This is a genomic window from Kordia jejudonensis (genome assembly GCF_001005315.1).
GTDB lineage: Bacteria > Bacteroidota > Bacteroidia > Flavobacteriales > Flavobacteriaceae > Kordia > Kordia jejudonensis.
Genome location: NZ_LBMG01000022.1, coordinates 1 through 25352 on the forward strand (window position 1 = coordinate 1; position 25352 = coordinate 25352).

Sequence of the window (25352 nt, forward strand, 5' to 3'; positions counted from 1 at the left end):
GACCATGACTGAACTTCGGTTCGCTTTTTTTTCTTAGCTAAGAAAAAGTTCGCATATTTTTTATCTAATTCCATTCAAAGTTTTTATCTCTAAGTCATCAATGCTTTCAGCTTCGGTTGTAAATGTAATTGTAATCGTTTCATTTGGCAACAGATCAAAGAAATTGTCTGAAAAATGTCCTTTGGCTTTTGTATGGAAAAATATATCTTTTTGTAAAGTGCTGGCTGAAACTGTAATTGTAAAACCTTCTTCGGTTTTTAACACTTCCGTAGAAAGGTCTTGTACGGGTAATTGTAAATCTTTCGGTCGAGCCAGATAAAACAAAGAAGAAACATTTGCCGTATTTGAAGTTAATGTTGCTTTCATCACAATATCTTCAGGATTCGCTTTGAGAGTAGCGATAGGAGTTTCTACGATTAATGTACTTGCATTTGCTGGAATATTTACATTTTGAATTATATTTTCTATCATGTTCCCTTCAAAATCTAAAAAACTAAGATTCAATTCGCCTTCCAAAGCCGTTAATTTATCAGAAACAACGTAGGTTTTAATGATGTCATCTTTCACAACCGAAGAAATCAATACATTTTCAAACGACTTTTTAGCTTTGTAATGCAATGCTTTCCAATTTCCCATAAAATCAATACTTGACCATGAAACTACTGGCCAACAATCATTTAATTGCCAATACAAGCTTCCCATACAATACGGCATGGCGCGACGTTGTGCTTCCATTCCCATGGTTATTCCTTTGGCTTGTGTTAATTGACTCATATATACATAATCATCGCCAGCAGTTGGAACAGGATAATCACGTTCCATATATTCACGAATCAACATAAAACCTCTTGGATGTTTTTGATGCGTAAGGTAACTATCATGATTGATACTGATGCTGTCTTCTCCCGTAAAATAGCGAATAGCTTCATAGGAAGGAAACGATTGAAACCCGAATTCGCTCATAAAACGCGGTACTTTTTGTTCAAAACGTTCAAAAGGTAATGCATCATGCCAAACGCCCCAATCGTGCGCATCGCCTTCAAATTGAAACTGCGGATTGCCACGTCCGTAACTTGGTGAACTTTCCCAATACTCAATTTCAGGGTTTAGTTTTGCTACAGTTTCAGGTAGTATATTATCAAAAATTGCCAAATAACTTTCCCAAATTTCTTTCTTTTGCGCTGCTGTTTTATCGGCTTGCCAGCCCCAACGGTGCCAACCTTCGCTATTTTCGTTATTTCCACACCAAAGCGCAATAGATGTGTAATTTCGCAAGCGCGTTACTTGATCTATAGCTTCTTGTTGTACGTTTGCTAAAAAGGTTTCATCTCCAGGATACATCGCGCAAGCAAACATAAAATCTTGCCAAATTAAAATTCCTTTTTCATCACACAATTCATAAAAAATATCATTTTCATAGATTCCGCCGCCCCAAACACGGAGCATGTTCATATTGGCATCAACAACAGCATTCAGAAGTTTTTCATAATGCGCATCCGTCACATTGTTTTGCATGCTGTGTTGCGGAATGTAATTGGCACCTTTCATAAATACAGGAATTCCGTTGAGTTCAAAGTAGAAGGTTTCTCCTTTTTCGTCTTTTTTAGTAATTAGCTTGATTGTACACAGTCCTTTTTTAACTTTTTGCTGTGCTTTTAAATCTTTTCCCTCCAGCAAACTAATGTTGAACTCATACAAATACGGTTCGCCCAAATTGTGCGTCCACCAACGTTTCGGATTCGTAATGTTAAGTTTCGTTGTATACGTATGCGTTCCTTGTTTGGCAGGCTTAGTGATTGAATGTTTTGTATTATCAAATTTAACTTCAAACGTGACTTCTTCTACAGCTTCATCCGACGAAATGGTATATTGAACCTCAAATACTGCCAACGAATCTGTTATGGTTTCTTGTTTAAAATATACATTGTCTAACTTCATGGTATTCCAAGAAGTTACTTTGATTGGTTTCCAAATTCCTGATGTGTTTAGTGTCGGTCCCCAATCCCAACCGTACTGAAATTGTGCTTTTCGGGTAAAAACTCTTGGTCCAGCAGGCAATGTATACGCTAGTTTTGCTGCTTCTTTTGCTTCATGAATGCTTGTTCTTTCAAACTCAATACGTAGCGCATTGGTTGCTTTTGCTACTTTTTTTATGTCAAATTTCCACGTTCGAAACGCATTGTTCGTTTTCCCTAACAATGAATCATTTATATAAATAGTTGCATACGTATCCAAACCTTCAAAAGTCAATTCTATATGTGATTTTTCTAAAGTTTCCTCGTCAAGCGAGAATGTTGTCTGATATTCCCAATCCTTCGTAGTTACCCATTGTACATTGAGCTCGTTTGTTCCCAAAAAAGGATCTTGAATTTTGTTGTGCATTAATAGATCTGCATAAACATTTCCAGGGACTGATGCTTCAAGCCACGTTGTGTCGCTTACTTTTTGCTTAAATTCCCAGTTTTGATGAAGGTAGGAAACGCTTGGTCGGTCATCTTTTGCACAACTTATCAAGAAAAATACTAGTAAAAGTGTTAAGATTTTATTCATGGTTCGTATGGATTCGTTCTAAAATCTGTCTTATTTTTTCTTTGTTCGAAATGGCAATACGCGTTTCGTTGAATAGGGAAGTACTGTTCATGCTAATTTTTGGAATGTTAATCGATTGATGAATATTCGTCGCCGAACAGTGTATTTCTTGAAAACCACTTTCTTTGAACAACAGTGCATTTTTTGGGTTGATTCCGCCACCAGGCATGATGATTAATTCGTTTTCAACAAGTTCTTGCAATTCTTGTAGTAACAGAATTCCTTTTTCGGCAGTTGTTTCCTGTCCAGATGTCAATACACGATTTACGCCTAAAACTGCCAATTGTAATATGGCTTCTTGCGGATCAGGTGTCCAATCGAAACCACGATGAAAGGTAAATGATAGTGGCTTTGCGAGTTCAATTAATTCCTGTGTGCGTTCTTGATCTATCGTTTGATCTTGCAACAACACACCAGATACAATACCGGCGCAACCTAATTCTTTACACAAAAGTATATTCTCTTTCATGATTTCAAATTCTTCACGTGAATAAGTAAAATCGCCACTTCTCGGACGAATTAATACATGTACAGGAATTTCAAGATCATTCATAACTTTTTTGAGCAATCCGTACGAAGGTGTAATGCCGCCAATGGCCAATTCGGAACACAATTCAACACGATGTGCCCCTGCTTTTTGAGCGTTGATAGCAGATTCATAAGAGTTTGCACAGATTTCTAGTAGCATGCGTTGTTTGGTTATTTGGTATGTATTATGAATGCTTTTGTATGTTGAGTTTTCAACTTCATTCTCGTTCTCAAATATATGATTTATTCTCGTTTTCTGTAATGAGATGCTCTTCAATTCCTTTTACAAATTTGAGGTGTTTTAGTTGGTATGTTGATTAGTTTATATAAACTATCAATAGAAAATGAAGCATTAGGTTGTTTGATCAAGTTATTTTAAACATGATTAAAAACTAAAAACCAACGGAATGATAAACTGAAAAAATAATACTAAGAGCACAATTGAGATGATATTTAGTAGAAATCCTGCGCGTGCCATTTGTGCAACTTTTACATGACCGCTTGCAAATACGATGGCATTTGGCGGTGTAGACATGGGCAACATAAATGCGCAACTAGAAGCCATGGTTACTGGAATAAGAATGTGTAAAAGATCAATTTGTAATCCGATAGCAACGCCCGCAACCATTGGAGCAAAAATAGCGATCAACGCCACATTGCTCATCAATTCTGTCATAAATAACATGACTGCAATTAGAATGCTACAAATTATAAGTATGCTTAATGTTGTGTTATCACTGACGGTTGTTCCGATGAGGTCAATGATTCCGACATTAGAAAGACTGCTTGCAAGCGCCAATCCGCCACCGAATAAGAGTAGAATTCCCCAAGGCAACCGTTTGGTATCTTCCCATGCTAAAATGTTGGTGTTTTTGTGTGTTGCCGTAAAACATGCAAAAGCCGCAACAAGACTAATCGTTGTGTCTGATAGAGCTAGATTTGGAAATAGACTGTTTAGATAGTTTTTTCCTATCCATGCTAAAATGGCTGCGATAAAAATAACCATCACAATGATTTCTGAGGTGCTTATTTTTCCTAGTTTTTCCATTTCACGATCAATGATTTCTTTCGATTGTTCAAAGGAAGCTAGATGATTTGGATACATCACTTTCGTCAAAATGTAGTAGATAAAAAACAGCATGATAATCGCAAAAGGAACACCTACAATCATCCATTTTACAAAGGAAATACTATAACCGTATTCGCTTTCCATAAAACCAGCTAGTACAATATTTGGCGGTGTGCCAATTAAGGTTGCAATACCACCAACATTGGCAGCGTAGGCAATTCCTAACATGATACTTAGTGCAAAATTTCTATCTTTTTTGGTAAAACCGTCTTCATCGTGAATCAATAATTCGATCACGGAATAGGCAATAGGAAGCATCACTACCGTTGTTGCCGTATTGCTAATCCACATACTTAAAAAAGCAGTTGCCAGCATGAATCCTAAAATGATTTTGTTTGGACTTGTGCCCGTAAGTTTTATGATTCCTAAAGCGACACGTCTGTGTAAGTTTACTTTTTCTAAGGCGAGTGCTAAGACAAATCCGCCAAAAAATAAAAATATGATAGGATGACCGTAATTGACGGCAACTTCTTTGATCGGCATAATTCCCAATAGCGGGTAAAAGGTAAGTGGAATTAGCGCAGTGATAGAAATAGAAACCGTTTCGGTAATCCACCATAATATCATCCACAATGCAACTCCAATTACTTTGTCTGCTTCAGGACTAATGAGTTCAAAAGGCGCAAAAAAGAATAATAAACAGAGTAGAGGACCTAAAACAAGAATTATTTTTTTCTTCATAGTTAGTATTCAGATGCTCAACAGCATTATTATTCCTTAGCGTTATTGGAACTGCAAAATATGAAATTAAAATTTCTTTGGGTATTTTTTTAGCGAAGTAATTTTAGTTAAAACAAACGAAGTCCTGTTAACTTTTGAACCTCAATAACATCCTTATTAAAAACAAAAAGACGATATCTTGTATTTCCAATTCTGTTATAACTTGGAATGTCGTTTTGCCAAAATTCAATAGTATTTTCGTTCAAAAGCGCTATCATATCCGTAAGTTTTTCTTTAGAATATGTTGCAATTACTAAATGTGGATGTTTGATGCTATCTGCGATAAATGTATCGTGCAATTTTTATATTTGAAGAATCAAGATGCAAGAAAAGATATTTACAATGATATTAATGAAGGAAAAGCATTCATTATATTTGGAGGAACAGCAGGAACAGAAATTCCCTCAGTTATGTTCTCTAATAAATTGAAAAAAATAGCTTCTAAAATTGATGCAAAAACCCAAACAGAAATCGACCGCTTACTTAAACAAGTAGTAAATGGTAATATGAATCCTGGAATTGGAAATAAGATAATTCAGAATGATGGTAAAGTTATATTTAATAAATTTAGATCAAAAACCGGAAGAGTTTATCGGAGAGAAGGCGTAGAAGGAGATGTAGAAACACTATATTATCCAACCAAGAAAGGGCAAACTGAAGCAGTAAATGCAATAATTAAACAACATGGATTTTAATAAAAAAAATAATTATACTATTAGTAGAAACAGTTGTAGTGAGGACATTTTTAACGGAAATGAAGATATTTTTGTTACGCTTAAAAATGGTAAACAATATGTAGCTACTTTTTTTACCTATAAAAACGTAGAAAATATAAGAAAGAAAAATCAAAAAACAGGTGAAGAATTAAACGGTAAATATTTTTGGAGTTCGGATATGATACTCATAGAAGATTTGAGAATAGATACAATTAATTCTGTAATAGATCATTTGTTAGAACAAGATTATTTTTTTGATATTTTCAGTGAAGTTTAATATTTTTTGAGTTATAAAATCTCATAAATAAAATAATCATTCAATAAAACTGCTAGGAAACCCAACACCCAAAAGCAAAGCAACTCAATATCTAATACCCAACAACAAAAATCCTACTTCACTATAATTTCATCTAAAAAAGTCCATGCTTTGTTTCCCGCACCTTGCAAACCATCTTGAATGGTGCCGTAGTTTGGAATAAAAATTTCGATATGTTTGGTTGTGATTTCTTCAATTTGAAACGTGTGTGGAACAAGTGTAGTGTCTGCAGTTGTGACTTGATTTACTTGATGTAACGTTCTGCCATCTTCTTCGTTTATATAACTAATTCCAATTTCCTTTGGCGCATAAATCCATTGTCCATTAGCATTGTAAAATCGTGTAGACACAGAACTGATTTTTGTGGGTTTATCAAATTCAATAGTGATTGTTACATCTTTACCCCAAAAACCCAACCATTCTTTGTCGCCAAAACGCGTATTACTTCCCGAAACGCCGTTAACCAATCCTTTTGAACCGCTTCCTGCATAGGCTTTATGTGGTTTGGGTTCAAGTGAAATAGTTGCACCAACCGCAGCATGTTTATTAAAAATAAGCTCAAAATCACGTCCGAGTTTTTGTTTATTATCAAAGACCGCCGCTTTTAACACGGTTGAACCTTCAATAGGTAAGTAAGGTGTATATTTTTCGGATTGTAAATTTGGAGAAGATCCGTCAGTAGTGAAACGAATGGTTTTATCTCTAATAATGGTTTGTAAATCAAATACTAACTGATTATTCCGCGTAACAACGTTTCCTTCAATCTCATACAAATGATTGGCATAGTTGACATTCAAAGTATCCAATCGTTTGTGAAAATGTGACAAACGATACGTAAAATCTTGATAATCGCGTTGTCGTGGATTCGACCAATTCACTTCTGCCATCGCAATCGCTCTTGGAAACGCCATATATTCAACTTGCTCAGGCGTTGTAATGTATTCCGTCCACACATTTCCTTGTGCACCCAAAACATGTGTTGCTTCTTCCGTAGAAAGTTCTTTGGGAATCGGATCAAAATAATATACTTTTTCCAGTGGCAAATAACCACCAATAGCCAACGGTTCATCTTCATTATCCGATTGATAATAATCAAAATACGCATGTGATGTTGGAGTCATAATCACGTTGTGTCCAGCTTTTGCAGCTTCAACAGCGCCATTTGTACCACGCCAAGACATTACAGTTGCATTTGGTGCCAAACCGCCTTCCAAAATTTCATCCCAACCAATAATTTGCTTACCTTTGCTGTTAATATATTTTTCCATACGTGTAATAAAATAACTCTGCAAACCATGTTCGTCTTTCAAATCTTCTTTTTTGATGAGTTCCTGACAATGTTCGCAAGCTTTCCAACGCGTTTTTGGTGCTTCATCGCCACCAATATGAATGTACTTGGCAGGAAAAAGTGGCATGACTTCATCTAAAACATCTTCTAAAAATGTAAAGGTTTCCTCTTTTGGACAATAAATATCTTCAAAAACGCCCCATTTGGTCGCTACTTTTACAGTTGTTCCTGTACAACCCAAATTTGGATACGCGGCAATGGCAGCTTGCGAATGTCCAGGCATTTCTATTTCAGGAATTACCGTAACATGTCGTTCAGAAGCATACTGTACAATCTCTTTGATTTCTTCCTGTGTATAAAATCCACCATACTTTTTTCCATCAAATTGTTGTGGTGTATCATTGTAATGTCCGATCAAAGTTTCATCACGATACGCAGCAATATTTTGCAATTCAGGATATTTTTTAATCTCAATTCGCCAACCTTGATCGTCCGTCAAATGCCAATGAAACGTATTCATCTTTAACATTGCCATGAGATCAATATATTTTTTGATAAATGCTACCGAAAATAAATGGCGTGATACATCCAAGTGCATTCCTCTGTACGTAAAGCGTGGCGCATCTTTTATATATAAATTTCTAAGATGAACGGAATTAGTTTCTACAGTAGCGGGTAACAATTGTCGAAAGGTTTGAAACGCATAAAAAGCGCCTTTTTCAGTTTTTGCTTTGATGATTATCTGAGAAGTATCAACCAAAATTTCATATCCTTCTTCATTTTCGATGGTTTCATCGTATTGAAAAGTTATCGAATTTCTATCAGGTTTACTATGCTTTATCAATTGAAATCCCAATGTTTCTTCTACGTACTTATTAAAAAAATGTGCAGTAGTTTGAAGTTCGCTGTCATAATGAAAAGAAACATTTTTATCCAAAATAAAAACACCTTCTTGGATTGTAAATTCATTGGGTATAGGTATAATATGTGGTCTAATGGGAAATTGTGGTTCTGTACAACCAATGAAACAGAGGAAAATTATGAATTTGAAAAAAATAGTACTTCTCATTTTAGTATATTAGATGCCATAAATTTAGCAATCTATTTAATGAAACTTCAATACAGCTTCTTTTTTATTGTCATATGGCTTTTTTTTAGCTGTAATTCTGACGAAAAAATACAAATTGTACAAAAAAATACCGTACTAATCACATATGTAAATCCATTTATTGGAACAGGCGGACACGGACATACATATCCAGGAGCAACCATGCCGTTTGGAATGATGCAACTAAGTCCAGATACGCGTTTGGATGGTTGGGATGGCTGTTCAGGATATCACTATTCAGATGAATATATCTATGGTTTTTCGCATACACATTTAAGCGGAACAGGCGTTTCCGATTATGGCGATATTTTACTCATGCCAACCAACGAAGTAAACTTCAACAATGGCGCTGATGGAAAAAAAGGCTATCGCGCACATTTTTCGCATGACAATGAAATTGCGGAAGCTGGTTATTACAAAGTACAACTAGACAGTACAAATATTACAGTAGAATTGACCGTTTCTGAACGAAGTGGCATCCATAAATACACATTTCCTTCTGCGGAAAATCAAGTAGTGATGTTAGACTTAGTGCATCGTGATAAAGTATTAGATGCCAAAATTGATAAAATTTCGAATACTGAAATTGTAGGCTATCGTTTTTCGGAAGCATGGGCAAGTGATCAACGTTTGTTCTATGTCATACAAACATCGCATCCTTTTGATGATATCTTACAATCGCCACCAAAACAAGGAATGCCAGGCGCGCGACGATCTGCTTTGACATTTAAAAATCCAAACAATGAACCAGTTATCATTAAAGTTGGTATCTCAGCAGTTGATATCGCTGGGGCGCGAAAAAACTTGGAACAAGAAATAGGCGAGAAGTCCTTTAATGCGATAAAACAACAAGCACAAGACACTTGGGAAAGGCAATTGGAAAAAATTGTGATTGAAAGTGATGACTTAGACTATAAAACAAATTTTTATACAGCGTTATATCATACGATGCTAGCGCCAAATATCTATCAAGATGTAGATGGACGGTATCGTGATATGGATTTAGAAATTCATCAATCGAATGAACATACACATTACACCGTTTTTTCTTTGTGGGATACGTATCGCGCAGCACATCCGTTGTATACGATTATTGAACAAGAACGTACAAACGATTTTATTAAAACCTTCATTAAGAAATATGAATCTGGCGGAATCCTGCCAATTTGGGATTTATCAGCCAACTATACAGGTTGTATGATTGGTTATCATGCTGTTCCTGTAATTTCGGATGCGTATCTAAAAGGCATTCGCGATTATGACGTGGACAAAGCGTTTGAAGCGATGAAACACAGTGCCACACGTGATAAATTAGGCTTAGAATATTACAAAAAATTAGGATTCATTCCTGTAGAAAAAGAATCAGAATCGGTATCTAAAACCTTAGAATACGCTTATGACGATTGGACAATTGCACAAATGGCAAAAGCAATGGGAAAAACGGACGATTACGAAACTTTTGTCAAACGTGCGCAATTCTACAAAAATGTATTCGATCCAGAAACACAATTCATGCGTGGACGTTTTAGAAACACGTGGTTTGCACCTTTTGATCCGTATGAAGTGAATTTCAATTACACAGAAGCCAACTCATGGCAATACAGTTTTTATGTACCGCAAGATATTTCAGGTTTCATAGAATTGTTAGGCGGAAAAGACAAATTAGAAGCACAATTGGACAAGCTTTTCACAGCAAAACAAGAAACTTCAGGACGCAATCAGGCAGATATTACAGGATTAATTGGTCAATATGCGCACGGAAACGAGCCAAGTCATCACATGGCATATTTGTACAATTTCATCAATAAACCTTCAAAAACGCAGGAATATGTGCATCAAATCTTAACCACGTTATACAAAAACGAACCAGATGGCGTTTCAGGAAATGAAGACTGTGGTCAAATGAGTGCTTGGTATGTATTAAGCAGTTTAGGATTTTACTCGGTAACGCCAGGAACGAACGAATATATTATTGGAACGCCATTATTCGATAAAGCAACAATAAATCTAGAGAATGGAAAAACGTTTACGCTTGTCGCGAATCATCTCTCGAAAGATAATATATATATCAAATCCATAAGTTTAAACGGGAAAAATCATCCGAAATCATTCATCAAGCATGAAGATATTATGAATGGTGGCAATTTAGTTTTTGAAATGACCAACGTTGCCACAGATTGGGGAACGCAAAACGAAAACATTCCTGTTACAACAATTACCGAACATACAATTGTATCGCCGCCGTTTATAGCGAAAGGCGATATTGCGTTCAAGGGAGAAACGGAAGTAACATTACAAACAGTTGATAAAGAAGCTACGATTTTTTACAAATTGATCGATAACAACAAAGCTGAAAAAGTATCTTTTATCGAATATACAGCACCATTTAAAATAGCAGAAAAAAGTTCGCTAATGGTGTATGCTCAACGTGGAGATCAAAAAAGTGCAGAAATCGAAACGACCTTTTTCAAAATTGATCCAAACTTAAAAATTAAACTAGAAACGGAATATGCCAACCAATACAATGCTGGCGGACAAAACGCACTGATTGATGGAATTTTCGGTACAGAAGATTTCCGCACAGGAACGTGGCAAGGCTATTTTGATAAAGATTTGATTGCCACTGTAGATTTAGGAAAAATAAAAGATGTTTATTCCATAAGCGCCAACTTTTTACAAGATCAAAAATCGTGGATATTTTTACCAACAGAAGTAGAAGTATTTATTTCCACCGATGGAAAGAAATTTACAAGTGTGCAAAAGTTAGTACACGAAAAACCAAGACCTAAGGAAAAACCAAGTATTCAGAAAGTAGGAACAGCATTTAAGACCAAGAAAGCACGCTACGTAAAAATAGTTGCAAAAAAACTAGGTAAATTACCAGAATGGCATTTGGGATACAAACATGACGGACGTTCATGGTTGTTTGTAGATGAAATAGAAATACGATAATTTTTAAATTCAACTGATTTGAAAAGAAGAAAATTTATACAAAATACAATCTTGTCTGGCTTAGGTTTATCCGTAGCAACAGCATTAACAGCTTGTGCGGACGAAACTAAAATGACTACTATAACTGATGAAACTAAAGCGGTTTCCACAGGAAAACCTGTCATTCCAATGGTAATTGCTACGTGGAATGTACCCAACGCAACTAAAAAAGCTTGGGAAGTATTACAAGCTGGAAAATCTGCTTTAGATGCTGTAGAACAAGGTGTCATGGTGGAAGAGGCAGACGTAAACAATCAGTCGGTTGGAAAAGGCGGATTGCCCGATAGAGACGGAAATGTAACCTTAGACGCTTGCATCATGAACAAAGAAGGTAATTATGGCGCAGTCGTTTGTATCGAAAATATAAAACATCCAATATCGGTTGCCCGAAAAGTAATGGAAGATACACCGCATGTACTATTAGCTGGAAACGGTGCGAAGCAATTTGCAATAGAAAGTGGTTTTACACCAGAAAATCTATTGACGGAAGCTTCAAAGAAAGCTTGGGAAGAATGGAAAGTAAAATCTGAATACAAACCTGTGATCAATGTGGAAAATCATGATACGATAGGAATGTTAGCCATTGATAAAAACGGAGATATTTCGGGCGCATGTACCACAAGCGGATTATCATACAAAATGCAAGGTCGCGTGGGCGATTCGGCAATTATAGGTTCAGGATTATTTATTGACAATGAAATTGGCGGTGCAACGGCTACAGGAATGGGCGAAGAAGTCTTAAAAACTGTTGGAAGTTTCCTCATTGTAGAATTAATGCGACAAGGGAAATCGCCACAAGAAGCCTGTGAAGAAGCGGTACAACGCGTTGTAAAGAAAAGTCCCAATTACAAAGATTTTCAAGTGGGATACATTGCTGTAAACAAACAAGGAGAAACAGGCGCGTATTGTATTCACGAATGGTTTAATTATACGACGTATCAAAATGATGAAAACAAAAATCACAAAGCGGATTATTACGATAAGAAAAAGTAGTTTTGGGTTTTAAATTTTAAATGCTAAATGCTAAATTTTGAATGTTGAAATATACTTTCGAATTGACGAATTGATGAATAACGAATAACGAATAACGAATAAACAATTTTGAAATTATAAATGTTAAATGCTAAATTTTAAATGTAAAAAAGTAAATTTCAACTAAACAACTAAACAACTAAACAACTAAACAACTAAACAACTAAACAACTAAACAACTAAACAAAAAGGAAATTATAAATGTTGAATGCTAAATGTAAAATATTAAATTAAGAAAGATACTTTTTAAGACCCAAGACCCAAGACCCAAGACCAAAAGAAACTAGTATTGAGATGTCAGTATTGAGTAGTGAGAATTATATTCAAAACAACAAACAACTAATAACGAATAACGAATAACGAATAACGAATAACGAAGTTAAAATGTTGAATGCTACATGTTGAATTTTGAATTGAAAAGAATACTTTTTACAATCAACCATCAACCATCAACCATCAACCATCAACCATCAACCATCAACCATCAACCATCAACCATCAACCATCAACCATCAACCAGCAACCAACCAACAACAACAACAAAAACCATATGTCAACAACTACGAAAAACTCGTACAAAAGTGCTTTTATATTTGTAACCACTTTATTTTTTCTGTGGGGATTTATTACCGTTTTGGTCGATCCGTTAATTCCACGACTCAAAGAAGTCTTTGAACTCACTTATTTTCAGTCAGGAATGATCCAATTTGCGTTTTTTGGTGCGTATTTAGCGCTGTCGATTCCTGCAGGATTTCTATTGTCTAAAATTGGTTACAAAAAAGGAATCATTCTCGGTTTAATCATCATGGGTTCTGGATGTTTGCTATTTTACCCAGCAGCTTCTTCCCGAATTTATATTGTATTTTTATTAGCTGTATTTATATTGGCAAGCGGCATGACCATTTTGCAAGTTGCTGCCAATCCGTATGTAGCCGCGTTAGGTTCTGAAGAAGGCGCTAGTAGCCGATTAAATTTAGCACAAGCGTTCAATTCACTAGGAACTGCCATTGCACCCGCAATTGGAGCCATGTTTATCTTGAGCGATAAAATAAAAACCAGTGACGAAATTACCGCATTGAGTACTTCTGATAAAGAAATTTACTATGCGGCAGAAGCATCAAATGTGCAAATACCATTCGTGGCAATTGCTTTATTTACCTTGTTATTAGCCGTAATTTTCGCGTATGTAAAACTGCCCAAAATATTGCAAAAAGCACCAAAAGGCGGCTATATTTCACTTTTAAATTCGCCTTCCTTACTCATGGGCGCTATTGGAATTTTCGTTTACGTCGGAGCAGAAGTTGCCATCGGAAGTTACTTAACGAATTACTTCATCGATATGAATCTAGCGGAAGCCATTGTCAACAATTCAACGATGAAAAGGATTTCCGAATTGATTGTAAGTGCCGATCTTTCCACACTAGATCCGAAAGCCATTGTAGGAGCATTTGTAACGTTTTATTGGCTCGGCGCCATGATTGGACGATTTATTGGTGCGTATTTAACCAAAATCATTGATCCCGCAAAAGTGTTAATTGGTTTTGCGCTTGGTGCATTGATAATGATAATAATTTCTATTAATAGTGTAGGATTTATCTCAATGTGGAGTATATTAGCAGTCGGATTATTTAATTCTATTATGTTTCCGACGATCTTTACTTTAGCATTAGGCGGATTGGACGATTTAAAACCACAAGCATCAGGTATTTTGTGTACCATGATTGTTGGTGGCGCAGTCATTCCACCATTGTACGGACTGTTGACCGATAATATTGGCTTTAAAACAGCATTACTTTTAGTATTTGCTTGTTATACCTACATTATGATTTACGGATTTGTAAAACAAAGAAAGAAAGTAGTAGCATAAACATAAATAATCAAAAGACTTTAGTATAGTACATGAATAAGATTCAAGAAAAACTGAACGCATTACGTAGCGAATTACGCGAACACAATTATAATTATTACGTGTTGGATAACGCGACTATTTCTGATTATGAGTTTGACATGAAACTCAAAGAATTACAGGAATTGGAAGCGAAACATCCCGAATATCACGATCCAAATTCTCCTAGTTTACGTGTTGGCGGACAAATCACGAAGAATTTCAATACCATTGCACACGAATATCGGATGTATTCCTTAGACAATTCCTATTCAAAAGAAGACTTGCTCGATTGGGAAAAGCGCATCGAAAAGATTCTCGGTGTAGAAAACATAGAATTTACCTGCGAGTTAAAGTATGATGGCGCTTCTATGAATTTGACCTATGAAGATGGAAAACTCATCAAAGCAGTCACGCGAGGCGATGGTTTTCAAGGAGATGAGGTAACCAATAATATCAAAACGATAAAAACGGTTCCGTTGCAATTGAAAGGCGATTATCCACCGAAATTTGACATTCGTGGCGAGATCATTCTTCCGCTTGACGGATTTAAAAAAATGAATGAAGAACGTGTAGCCAATGGTGAAGAACCGTATATGAATCCTCGAAATACAGCTTCTGGAAGTTTAAAATTACAAGACAGTAGCGAAGTTGCCAAACGTCCGTTAGAATGCTTATTGTATAGTTTAAAAGGCGAACGTTTGCCCATTGCAACTCAGTTTGAAAGTTTAGAAAAAGCACGCCAATGGGGATTTAAAGTGCCAACCGTTGCCAAAGTTGCTAAAAACGTAGACGAAATTTTAGCATTTGTGAATTATTGGGAAGCCAATCGTCATGAGTTGAAATACGAAATTGATGGTGTGGTGATTAAAGTGAACAATTTGCAATATCAAGATGAACTGGGTTACACGTCCAAAGCGCCACGTTGGGCAATGGCGTACAAGTTTAAAGCGGAACAAGTGGCTACGGTTTTAAACGAAATTACCTATCAAGTTGGACGTACAGGCGCCATTACACCAGTTGCCAATTTGCAACCAGTATTATTAGCGGGAACAACGGTAAAACGTGCTTCGCTACACAATGCCGATCAAATAGCAAAGTTAGACATCCGTGAACGCGATACCGTTTTTGTAGAAAAAGGTGGCGAAATTATTCCAAAAATCGTAGGTGTCAATTTTGACTTGCGTCCTGAAGATTCTACCGAAACAGTGTACGCAACCGAATGTCCTGAATGCCATACGCCTTTGCAACGAAAAGAAGGAGAAGCACAGCATTATTGTCCAAATGATATGGGATGTAGACCACAAATTGTGGGGAGAATTCAACATTATATTTCGCGAAAAGCCATGGATATTGAAGGCTTAGGTGGCGAAACGGTGGCGTTGTTGGTACAAGAAGGATTGATTAACAATTATGCAGATTTATACGAGTTGACAAAGGAACAAGTGATTCCGCTAGAACGAATGGCGGAAAAAAGTGCTGAAAATTTGGTCAATGGTATTGAAGCGTCAAAACAAATTCCGTTTGAACGTGTGTTATACGCATTGGGAATTAGGTATGTAGGAGAAACTGTCGCAAAAAAATTGGCGAAGCACTACAAGTCTATTGATGCTATCATGAACGCTTCGTCGAATGATTTAGTTAGCGTGGACGAAATAGGCGTGAAGATCGCCGAAAGTGTGGCACAGTTTTTTTCTGAAGAAGCTAATTTGCATACAATTGAACGTTTAAAAGAATTTGGTGTACAATTAGAGTTTTCAGCCGAACAGTTGGAAGGTCTTACAGAAACACTTTTAGGAAAATCGTTTGTGGTTTCTGGAGTTTTTGAAAAAGTATCTCGAAACGAGCTTAAAAAACTCATTGAAAATAATGGAGGAAAAGTATCTTCTTCGATTTCATCTAAAACTTCGTTTGTAGTTGCAGGCGATAAAATGGGACCGAGCAAACGTGAAAAAGCAGAAAAATTGAACATTACAATCTTAACCGAAGAAGAGTTTTTGAGTATGATTTAACGAATTGATGAATTTAGCAAAACCGACACATATCGCCTTTTTAGTTATTGCAGCAATTACAATGCTTGTAGCTATGTTTATGGAGAAGTTTTATTTAATTTATTTTCAGCCATTTACGGTGTTAGCGATACTTGTTATTTATTTTACAGAGAAAAAAGACGCTACAAGTGTATTATACATTCTGGCACAAATTATTGGACTCGTAGGCGGAATCCTTTTGATATTGGGCATGCGACACTATTTAAAAGCCGTTTCCATACTGTTTTCGCTGTTTTATGTATTGTATCTTCGGTTGATGTATGTTCGGAATTTACACGATAAAGGAAGCCTGAAAACATATTTGTATGTTGCTATATTTTCGATTCCAGTCTTATATATTTATTACAACGTTATTCAAATAATTTCGTCCGAACTCACAGAAGTAGTCATTTATTTTAGCTTTTTAATGTTTTTTATGCTGAGTTATATCATTACAGCATTGTATTATTATATAAAAGATAAATCGCCTTCAAACCTTTGGATGTTGATTGCTGCCATGAATTTAGGCTTTATGAATATTATTATTGGACTCAATGAGATGTATATGTATGAAACCATTTTTACAGTAATTGTGGTATTCTGTAGTTTGTGTATTCAATATTTTGTGTTGAAATTTATGTTGTATGATAAAAATGAAGACGATGATATCTTGAATATGTTTTAATGAAATGGCATATAAAAAACAAGCACATATTGCCTTTTACATTACAGCTTTTCTATCATTGCTCGTGGCGCTTATTTTTGAAAAAAGAATCTTATTATTTATTTATCCGTTTACGTTTGTTACCATCTTTTTAATGTATGTGTCAGAAAATAAACGGGCAATTAGCGTTTTGTTTTCAATAGCATTAGTATCAGGAATGGCTAGCGGAATTCTTCTTATTGAAGGATTTGGACAATATGTTCGAGAAGTCTCTGTGCTTGTTTCGCTGTTTTATATTATCTACTTACGATTGATGTATTTGAAAAATATAAAAATGAAAACAACACCCAAAATTTACTTGCGAGTGTTGCTTATATTTCTTCCAGTATTATATGTATATGACAGAGTTATTTGTTTGATATATAATGAATTGGAATATGGTTTCAGCTACTTTGCAGTCATGGCAATTTTTATGTTGATTTACATCATGACGGCAATTTATTATTACTTACGAAATAAAAACCAATCTAATTTATGGATGCTCATTGCAGCTGTAAATTTAGGTATTATGAATATTATCGTGACCATTAATGAACTATATATGTACGAACGAATGTTTACAGTAATTGCAATTCTTTGCAGTCATTTTATGCTATTCTTCTCATATAAGTTTATGTTGGAAGAAAATACAGAAAATGTATCACAACTATTAGAATAGGATATTAATTTAAAAAATAATACTGTTATGAGAACTTAGAACTTTTTTCCAATGATTGGAATGTTTTTACGTTGTAGCCAAAGTGTAATAGCACTTAATAGAAACACAACTACAGCAGTAATAAACAATGTGCCACCATCGGGTTTGCCTTCAAACGGAACTTCAATACCAAGTTGCGTTAAGTGCATCATAATAGCTCCGCCAATTATTCCGAGTGTTAGTGTTGCACCAAGCCAAGCGGTTTTTGGAATTACAATTAAAATTCCAGCAATTAGTTCTGCAATTCCGATTCCGATACGTCCATAAGGTTCTAAACCAACTTGTTCAAAGATATAAACACTATCAGGATGCGCGGAAAGCTTAAAACGTAAAGTTTGGATAAGAATGATAGCAATAGCAAGTCGGATGATGAATGGAATGTATTTTTTCATAAGAGTTGGTTTTTAGCGTTTTAGTTGTGACTGTAGTCGACGAAAAAAAACATAGCTTACAAAGCTACACAAATTATATATAATGATACACATATTTTTACAATACATAGTTAGTTAATTTATTATAGAATGCCAAAACAAAAAATCCTCTTAGTTCTTTATTTTATTGTTCTCGCTTTGGACGCGATTGGTGTTGTATTTCCAGAATGGATTGATAGAAAATATACCACTTTTCTGCCAATACCACTTTTATTAATATTGTATGTGTACACGGTAAAAAAAATGAATTGGTTGTATGTGACGTCGTTGATTTTTACGATGATAGCTATTATATTTTTTAATATGCCATCTTACTTCAAACTGGCATTGGTTTTCTACGGAATTGGCTTGTGTTTTTATGTAATTATCGTCCTAAAAAAAGCAGTAGTTATTCCTGTGAAAACAATTGTTATTGCTACGATTCCATTTCTAATAGTGTATTTAGTTCCGTTATTTTTTTATTCTGATGCTGTACAAACTGAGATATTTAACTATATCATGTTTTACGTGTTTTTTGTAGGCTTGTTCTTCTTCATTTCCACCTTAGTGTATATCAATAAACCTAGCAAAACAAATTTGTGGTTGTTATGTTCTGGAATTCTGTTTTTAATTTCTACAATTATTCACGGATATAATCTTTTTTTCGAATACGTAACTACTATACGAGTAGGCGTTGTGATTACATTTCTAATCATGCATTTTGCGATGTATAAATATGTTAGCAAACAATAAAAAATAAAAAACATAGGAATTCAGACTAGAAATAATTTATTTTTGTAGTGCTAATGAAAAAGATTACACTTTTACTTATAATTCTTTTAACGCTTATTTTTTCTATAGATATACTTTGGTTCTTTTTCCCAGATTCTATAGATAGAAAATACGCCATTGTATTAACGATTCCTGTAATAACGCTTTGCTATTTCTTGCATGCTGAAGCCAAAAATATCCTGTATTTACTAGCATTGGTAGCATTTATCATTGCCGATTACTTATTTTTTATAGAAAAAAGTTTGATCTATGGAATTACAAGTAGTGCTATAGCTTTATCCATATACGGAATTATTGTTTTGAAGCAATCACACTATATTTCTACGCGACAATTGCTTATTAGTACGATTCCTTTTTTAGCATTGTACATGTTGCCTTTCTTATTCTTTGTTGAAAAAATAAATGATGAAATTTTCGGCGAAGTTATCTTTTACAGTTTTGCCATCGGTTACTTTTCGTTTATGTCAATCATGACCTATTTTGGCAAAAGAAACAGGCTGACTCAAAAATTGCTCATTGCAGGAATCGCAACCGCTTGTATGGGAGCACTTTTTGGAATATTCTTATTCGTCGAAAGAGCGCCCATATATTCTGTTTTGGCAAATTTATTTTTTATATATTCTCATTATAAAATGTGGCAATATATTATTTTAAAAGATGCCAAAGAAAACAAGGATAAAGAAGCAATTATACTATAATTGACTTTCCGTTTGCAATCACATTTTTTTCATCATCAAAATAGAAGTCAATTCTTCCCACATAAATACCATACGCACCGACTTGATTCACTAAAACAGATTCCCCGTCTATATTTTTTTCAATTGTGGGTTTTGGTAAAAAAGTATGTGTATGTCCGCCAATAATTAAATCGATATTCTTAGTTTTTCTTGCGAGAATCAAATCAGAAGGTCGCTCTGGATTTTTCTTATAATTGTACCCAATATGTGAAAGACAAATGACCAAATCGCACTTTTCTTCTTCTTTCAACACACGACTCATATCTTGTGCAAACTCAATAGGATCGTGATATACGGTTTCTTTATACATGCGTTTATCAACCAAACCTTCTAACTTGACACCAAGTCCAAAGATTCCAATTTTGATACCATCTTTCACAAATATTTTATACGGTTTCACATGTGTATCCATGACCGTATTCTTAAAATCATAATTTGCAGAAACAAATTCAAAATTTGCATTTGGTAATTGCTTGTACAATCCGTCAATTCCGTTGTCAAAATCGTGATTTCCAATCGTTGCCAAATCGTATTTCATCATACTCATGAGCTTAAACTCCAATTCGCCACCATAATAGTTAAAATACGGTGTTCCTTGGAAAATATCGCCTGCATCTAACAATAACGTATTTGGATTTTCCTTACGAATTTTAGAAACCAACGTGGCTCTTCTTGCTGCGCCACCTTGGTTTGGATTCCGTGGATGATTGGCGCCAAAAGGATCAATATGACTGTGGACGTCGTTGGTATGTAAAATGGTAATATGTTTCTTTGCCGAACTTACTGTAAAACTTTGTAATGACAAACCTCCTAAAGTTACAAAAGCACTTGTTGCTAACGAATGTTGTATAAAATCTCTTCTCTTCATCATGTATGGTTTATAATTTTACAAATCTGCCGTCAAGTTTCGCAGGAATTGTGTCTACAGTTTTAAAATAATCAATCATTGCGTTTCTAATCTTGTAATCTAACACTTCTAAGGTTACAGGATCTTGAAGAAAATACATGCGGTCGCCACCGTGTTGTAAATAATCTGACGTTACAACCGTATATGTTTTGCCGTCTTCAATTGGTTTTCCATTCACCAAGGCTTCATGTACGGTAAAATCATTATTCAATTTAATTGTCAAACCAGCTATTGGATGTGCTCTTTTTGCTTCCGCTAGATAGTTTACAAGTGCGTGTACATTCTCAGCAGTCAATTCGGCAACAACAATAGAATTTTCAAAAGGCATTACATTAAATGCAGTTTGGGTTGTAATTGGACCTTTTGCAATTGGAGCGCGAATTCCACCATGATTTAGCAAACATATATCAATACTTTTTCCAGTACGTTTCTTATAAACAGGTTCTGATTGTAGCTTTACAAAATCGGCCATTAAATTACCAATCGTAGTTTCCAGCTCTCCATCGCGTTTGTGCATATCTTTTGGTGCATAACTCAGTACTTTTTGCATATCTTCCTGAATGCGCTCGCGAAACGGTTGTATATACGCTTCAATTTCTTCATTGGCAGCAATAGAATCAGTAATATTGATACGTTTTCCTTCAATTCGGGAAACATCTTGCTTCTCTTTAGCACAGGAAAAGGCTAAAAAAAGAGCGAGTAGTGGAATAAATCTCTTCATAAAAATAAAATATGCGGCAAATTATGAAAAATCATAGATACTATTGGCGCGAATTGCACTAAAAAAATGTCAAGACACACAGTTTTTTTGTGATTCTAAGGCAAAAATCAACGTTCATTGTTAAAAATCAACGTTTGTAAAGTATTTTTTTTGCGCTCAAAACTTCCGCGTAATTTGCAGTATAACTTACGTTTAAAAGGGTAAAGGTTAAATATAGGTTACTTCAGATGAGATGTATCAACTATGAATGCATCTCATTTTTTTGTTGAAAAAATGTACTTTTGTGGAGAATTAAATAGCATACATGTTTTTAAAAGCATTACAATACAAGTCCTCTAAAAAAGCATTAACGAAACAATTGTCGAAAACGATTGCGAAAGAAGTTACTGAGCATCCAATTAAAACGATTGGAATTCTTATCAATGCAGACGAAATTCAGCATGTAGCGGAAATCACAAATAGTATTGAAATTGATGCTAAAATTCATGTATTATGTTACCATAAAGATTTTAAAAAAACGCGGACAATCACGCATCCAACATTTTACGAAAAAGATTTTGGTTGGAAAGGAACACCTAAAACGGAAACCTTGCAAGCGTTTTTTAACACTCCGTTAGATTTGCTAATCAGTTATTACAGTTCAGATACGTTGCCATTGCAGTTAGTATCGGGCTTGCATACGGCGAACTTAAAAGTTGGTATTGCAGGAACAGATCAGCAAATTCACGACATGATTATTCAAACCAAAGAAACAGAAGTAGCAGTTTTTACAACAGAACTACACAAATATTTACAGATACTTAATAAACTATCAAAATGAAGAAATTCATCGGAACCGGCGTTGCATTAGTTACCCCTTTTAATGCAGATCATTCGGTAGACGTTACAGCACTTACACATATTGTAGAACATGTAATACAAGGTGGTATAGAATACTTGGTTGCTTTAGGAACAACGGCAGAAAATGCTGTGCTGACTCCTGAAGAGAAACAATTAGTTGTAGATACTATTCTAAAAGCCAACAACAAACGTTTGCCAATAGTGTTAGGTATTGGTGGAAATAATACAGCAGCTGTTGTAAACGAACTAAAAACAACAAATTTGGAAGCTATAGATGCAATTTTATCCGTATCTCCATTTTACAACAAACCTACGCAGGAAGGAATTTACCAGCATTTTAAAGCAGTTTCAGAAGCAAGTCCAAAACCAATTATCATATACAATGTGCCTGGACGTACGGCAAGTAACATGTTGCCAGAAACCGTAATTCGTTTGGCAAATGATTTTGATAATATTATTGCTGTAAAAGAAGCGGCTGGCGATATTGTACAAGCGATGCGTTTAATTCAACTTGCGCCGAAAGATTTCTTAGTTATCTCTGGAGATGATATGATTACGTTGCCAATGGTATATGCTGGTGGAGCAGGAGTAATTTCGGTAATTGGGCAAGGATATCCAAAACAATTCTCAGAAATGGTTAGGTATGCCTTTGCGGGAAATATCTCAGGAGCAAACAAGCTACATTATAAAATTATGCCAGCCATTGATTATATTTTTGAAGAAGGCAATCCAGCAGGAATCAAAGCGGTTTTTGAAAAACTAGGAATAGCAACAGCAACTGTGCGTTTGCCTTTGGTGGAAGCTTCGCAGACGCTCAAAGAAAAATTGAATAACTTTACAGATCAATTGAATTCATAAGGTTTCAATGGCAACAAATAAAGTAAAAGATCCAGGACTTGGCGAATCGACCATTACATCTGCAAAACGCATTGTAAACAAAGATGGTACATTCAACATAAAACATCTGAATGGAAAAGCTGGAATTTCTGCGTTATACGCATATTTGGTAGACATCAGCTGGACACGCTTTTTTTGTTTGGTATTTTTAGCATATACAGTATTAAATGTATTCTTTGCAAGCATTTATGTAGCTATTGGTGTTGAATATATTGGTGTAACTCCTGTATCATTTTTAAAAGATTTCATCAAAGCTTTTTTCTTCTCTTCGCAAACGGTTACAACCTTGGGTTATGGAGCAATGGCGCCAAAAGGAATATTGGCAGGAATTGTTTCTAGCATTCACGCATTAACAGGATTGCTTAGTTTTTCATTCGTTACAGGATTGTTATATGGACGTTTCTCTAAACCAAAAGCATCTATTGAATTCAGTAATAACATCATTTACAGAGATTTCAAAGAAGGAAAAGCGTTAATGTTTCGGTTGATCAATAGTAAAACGGATGTAATGATCAATCCGCGAATTGTAGTTACACTCGCAATTACTGAAGAAGATGCAAAATATGGATATCGCCGCAATTTCTATCAATTAGAATTGGAAAGAGATCAAATCACCTACTTGCCAACCACTTGGACTTTAGTTCATGAAATTACCGAAGATTCTCCGTTGGCAAAATTTTCCAAAGAAGAACTCCAAAATCTCAATGGAGAATTTCTCATCATGATTACCTATTATGATCAAGCATTCAACGAAGAAGTATACAAATTACATTCCTACACATTTGAAGAACTTACTATGGATGTTGCGTTTGAAAAAGCTTTCTACTTTGACGAAGAAGGATACACTGTGTTAGATCATCATAAATTGAGCAATACGAAGAAACTATAGTTTTTTGTCAATTTGATTGTTTGTTGGTTTATTTTGTTTTTCATTTACAAATCAACAAATCAACAAATCAACAAATCAACAAATCAACAAATCAACACACAAATAGCGAAGTATATTCAATAATCCGAAAAGCAACGTACAGCTAATAGTTCAGGAAAAAGTTAAAACTATGATAAAGACTATTAAAAACAAATATCTAAAATTATTTTAGCGGCTTAAAAATGTTTTTTTAATACATAATAAATACATACTTTTGCAAGATGTTTAAAAATATGAAGAAGTTTCTTTACATACTATTAGTAGCGATCACGTTGATCTCGTGTGGTGAGTACCAAAATGCTTTAAAGTCTGAGGACACAAAGGTAAAATACGACTTAGCGGAACGCTTATACAAAGAAGGTAAATTCAAAAAGTCAAGCCGTCTATTTGAACAAATAGTTCCTAAATACAGAGGAAAGCCTCAAGGAGAACGTGTTACATACATGTATGCACGATCGTTATTTGAAGTAGAACAATACTTTATTTCAGCCTATCAATTTGAGCGTTTTGCAAGATCATATCCAAAAAGTGATAGCGTGCAAAAAGCATTATTCTTTGAAGCGAAAAGCTATTACATGGAATCGCCTCGTTACAGTATAGATCAGACTGAAACAAAGAAAGCAATCAATAAATTGCAATCTTTTATCAACGGATATGCTAATTCTGAAGATTTACCAGAAGCTAATAAAATGGTAAGTGAGTTGACAACGAAGCTTGAGAAAAAAGCATATGAAATAGCAAAGCAATACAATACAATTGCAGATTACAAAGCATCTATCAAAGCTACTGAGAATTTTCTTTCGGACTATCCAGGAACTACTTTTAGAGAAGATGCAATGTTTTTAAAATTAGATTCATCATACAAATTGGCTTCAAAGAGTTTCATTTCATTAATGAAAGAACGTTTTGATGTCGCAGCGTCTGCATACCGAACGCTGATAAAATTTTATCCTGAATCGAAATACAGAGAAGAAGCCGACCAAATGATGGCTTCGATAACACAAGAATTAGAAAAACTTTCAAAATAACCCTGAATTATGGTGGATATTAAAAACTTAGATGCTCCAATAAGCACAACAACAGTTGAACGAAATCAATTTGATGCGCCAACGGACAATATTTATGAAGCGATTTCTGTAGTTGCCAAAAGAGCAATTCAGATCAATTCAGAAATTAAAAAAGAATTAATCGAGAAGTTAGAAGAATTTGCTACGCACAACGATAGTTTAGAAGAAATTTTCGAAAACAAAGAGCAAATAGAAGTATCTAAATTCTATGAAAAACTTCCAAAACCACATGCAATTGCGGTACAAGAATGGTTGGAAGAAAAAATATACTACCGTAACACTAAAGAAGAAGCATAATAG

At 34.9% G+C, this 25352-nt stretch carries 23 protein-coding genes; 15 read left to right on the plus strand and 8 right to left on the minus strand.

Annotation, left to right across the window (positions count from 1 at the left end; translation table 11 throughout):
* Positions 1–60: 60 nt before the first annotated feature.
* From AA089_RS11785 to AA089_RS11800, 4 genes are all read right to left on the minus strand, one after another.
* Positions 61–2550, minus strand: coding sequence for a beta-mannosidase (locus AA089_RS11785; RefSeq protein ID WP_046757157.1), 2490 nt, complete (start codon positions 2548–2550; stop codon positions 61–63).
* Entirely contained in the window at positions 2543–3277 is a 735-nt protein-coding gene (locus AA089_RS11790; RefSeq protein WP_046757158.1) for a copper homeostasis protein CutC, read from the minus strand. Before AA089_RS11790 ends, AA089_RS11785 begins: the two co-directional genes overlap by 8 nt.
* 225 nt (positions 3278–3502) lie before the next feature.
* The gene (locus tag AA089_RS11795; RefSeq protein WP_046757159.1) at positions 3503–4927 is read right to left on the minus strand and encodes an SLC13 family permease; all 1425 of its coding nucleotides are present in this window, start codon (positions 4925–4927) and stop codon (positions 3503–3505) included.
* A gap of 107 nt (positions 4928–5034) precedes the next feature.
* Positions 5035–5265 (minus strand): hypothetical protein, encoded by a 231-nt coding sequence (locus AA089_RS11800; RefSeq protein ID WP_046757160.1) that lies wholly within the window; start codon positions 5263–5265, stop codon positions 5035–5037.
* 9 nt (positions 5266–5274) lie between these two features.
* Between AA089_RS11800 and AA089_RS11805 the strand changes: the two genes are divergently transcribed.
* Complete coding sequence (locus AA089_RS11805) at positions 5275–5661, plus strand: hypothetical protein (protein WP_156168985.1); 387 nt, start codon at positions 5275–5277, stop codon at positions 5659–5661.
* Complete coding sequence (locus tag AA089_RS11810; RefSeq protein WP_046757162.1) at positions 5651–5959, plus strand: hypothetical protein; 309 nt, start codon at positions 5651–5653, stop codon at positions 5957–5959. Before AA089_RS11805 ends, AA089_RS11810 begins: the two co-directional genes overlap by 11 nt.
* A 113-nt stretch (positions 5960–6072) precedes the next feature.
* Here AA089_RS11810 and AA089_RS11815 read toward each other — a convergent pair whose 3' ends face one another.
* Positions 6073–8355 carry a beta-N-acetylhexosaminidase gene (locus AA089_RS11815; RefSeq protein ID WP_046757163.1) on the minus strand — a complete coding sequence of 761 codons (2283 nt, stop codon included), beginning with the start codon at positions 8353–8355 and terminating at the stop codon, positions 6073–6075.
* Positions 8356–8394: 39 nt separating this feature from the next.
* Here AA089_RS11815 and AA089_RS11820 point away from each other — a divergent pair, with 39 nt between their 5' ends.
* From AA089_RS11820 to AA089_RS11845, 6 genes are all read left to right on the plus strand, one after another.
* Positions 8395–11346 carry a GH92 family glycosyl hydrolase gene (locus AA089_RS11820; RefSeq protein ID WP_046757164.1) on the plus strand — a complete coding sequence of 984 codons (2952 nt, stop codon included), beginning with the start codon at positions 8395–8397 and terminating at the stop codon, positions 11344–11346.
* An 18-nt stretch (positions 11347–11364) separates the two neighbouring features.
* Positions 11365–12378: a N(4)-(beta-N-acetylglucosaminyl)-L-asparaginase gene (locus AA089_RS11825; RefSeq protein ID WP_046757165.1), complete on the plus strand. Its 1014-nt coding sequence runs from the start codon at positions 11365–11367 to the stop codon at positions 12376–12378.
* Positions 12379–12967: 589 nt separating this feature from the next.
* The gene (locus AA089_RS11830) at positions 12968–14284 is read left to right on the plus strand and encodes a sugar MFS transporter (RefSeq protein ID WP_046757166.1); all 1317 of its coding nucleotides are present in this window, start codon (positions 12968–12970) and stop codon (positions 14282–14284) included.
* A gap of 32 nt (positions 14285–14316) precedes the next feature.
* Positions 14317–16314, plus strand: a complete 1998-nt coding sequence (ligA, locus tag AA089_RS11835; protein WP_046757167.1) for an NAD-dependent DNA ligase LigA — start codon at positions 14317–14319, stop codon at positions 16312–16314.
* 7 nt (positions 16315–16321) lie between these two features.
* On the plus strand, positions 16322–17017 hold the full coding sequence (locus tag AA089_RS11840) for a hypothetical protein (protein ID WP_046757168.1): 696 nt from the start codon (positions 16322–16324) through the stop codon (positions 17015–17017).
* 4 nt (positions 17018–17021) lie between these two features.
* Positions 17022–17714 (plus strand): hypothetical protein, encoded by a 693-nt coding sequence (locus AA089_RS11845; protein ID WP_046757169.1) that lies wholly within the window; start codon positions 17022–17024, stop codon positions 17712–17714.
* A gap of 35 nt (positions 17715–17749) precedes the next feature.
* Here AA089_RS11845 and AA089_RS11850 read toward each other — a convergent pair whose 3' ends face one another.
* On the minus strand, positions 17750–18145 hold the full coding sequence (locus AA089_RS11850) for a DoxX family membrane protein (RefSeq protein ID WP_046757170.1): 396 nt from the start codon (positions 18143–18145) through the stop codon (positions 17750–17752).
* 129 nt (positions 18146–18274) lie between these two features.
* On the opposite strand from AA089_RS11850, the gene AA089_RS11855 reads away from it, so the two are divergent.
* Entirely contained in the window at positions 18275–18916 is a 642-nt protein-coding gene (locus AA089_RS11855) for a lysoplasmalogenase family protein (protein ID WP_046757171.1), read from the plus strand.
* 53 nt (positions 18917–18969) lie between these two features.
* Complete coding sequence (locus AA089_RS11860; protein WP_046757172.1) at positions 18970–19653, plus strand: hypothetical protein; 684 nt, start codon at positions 18970–18972, stop codon at positions 19651–19653.
* Here AA089_RS11860 and AA089_RS11865 read toward each other — a convergent pair.
* Together AA089_RS11865 and AA089_RS11870 are read right to left on the minus strand one after the other, a co-directional pair.
* Positions 19643–20560, minus strand: a complete 918-nt coding sequence (locus AA089_RS11865) for a bifunctional metallophosphatase/5'-nucleotidase (RefSeq protein WP_046757173.1) — start codon at positions 20558–20560, stop codon at positions 19643–19645. The two genes, AA089_RS11860 and AA089_RS11865, sit on opposite strands and share 11 nt — an antisense overlap.
* 10 nt (positions 20561–20570) lie before the next feature.
* On the minus strand, positions 20571–21320 hold the full coding sequence (locus AA089_RS11870) for a 5'-nucleotidase C-terminal domain-containing protein (RefSeq protein ID WP_046757174.1): 750 nt from the start codon (positions 21318–21320) through the stop codon (positions 20571–20573).
* A 304-nt stretch (positions 21321–21624) separates the two neighbouring features.
* Between AA089_RS11870 and AA089_RS11875 the strand changes: the two genes are divergently transcribed.
* The 5 genes from AA089_RS11875 (at position 21625) to AA089_RS11895 (ending at position 25349) form a co-directional block, all read left to right on the plus strand.
* Entirely contained in the window at positions 21625–22140 is a 516-nt protein-coding gene (locus tag AA089_RS11875; protein ID WP_053002348.1) for a DUF6913 domain-containing protein, read from the plus strand.
* Positions 22137–23018 (plus strand): 4-hydroxy-tetrahydrodipicolinate synthase, encoded by an 882-nt coding sequence (dapA, locus tag AA089_RS11880; RefSeq protein WP_046757175.1) that lies wholly within the window; start codon positions 22137–22139, stop codon positions 23016–23018. The genes AA089_RS11875 and dapA overlap by 4 nt, the downstream gene beginning before the upstream one ends.
* A 7-nt stretch (positions 23019–23025) precedes the next feature.
* Positions 23026–23946 carry an ion channel gene (locus AA089_RS11885; protein WP_046757176.1) on the plus strand — a complete coding sequence of 307 codons (921 nt, stop codon included), beginning with the start codon at positions 23026–23028 and terminating at the stop codon, positions 23944–23946.
* 272 nt (positions 23947–24218) lie between these two features.
* Positions 24219–25013, plus strand: a complete 795-nt coding sequence (locus tag AA089_RS11890) for an outer membrane protein assembly factor BamD (protein ID WP_046757177.1) — start codon at positions 24219–24221, stop codon at positions 25011–25013.
* Positions 25014–25022: 9 nt separating this feature from the next.
* Entirely contained in the window at positions 25023–25349 is a 327-nt protein-coding gene (locus tag AA089_RS11895) for a DNA-directed RNA polymerase subunit omega (protein WP_046757178.1), read from the plus strand.
* Positions 25350–25352 lie beyond the last annotated feature (3 nt).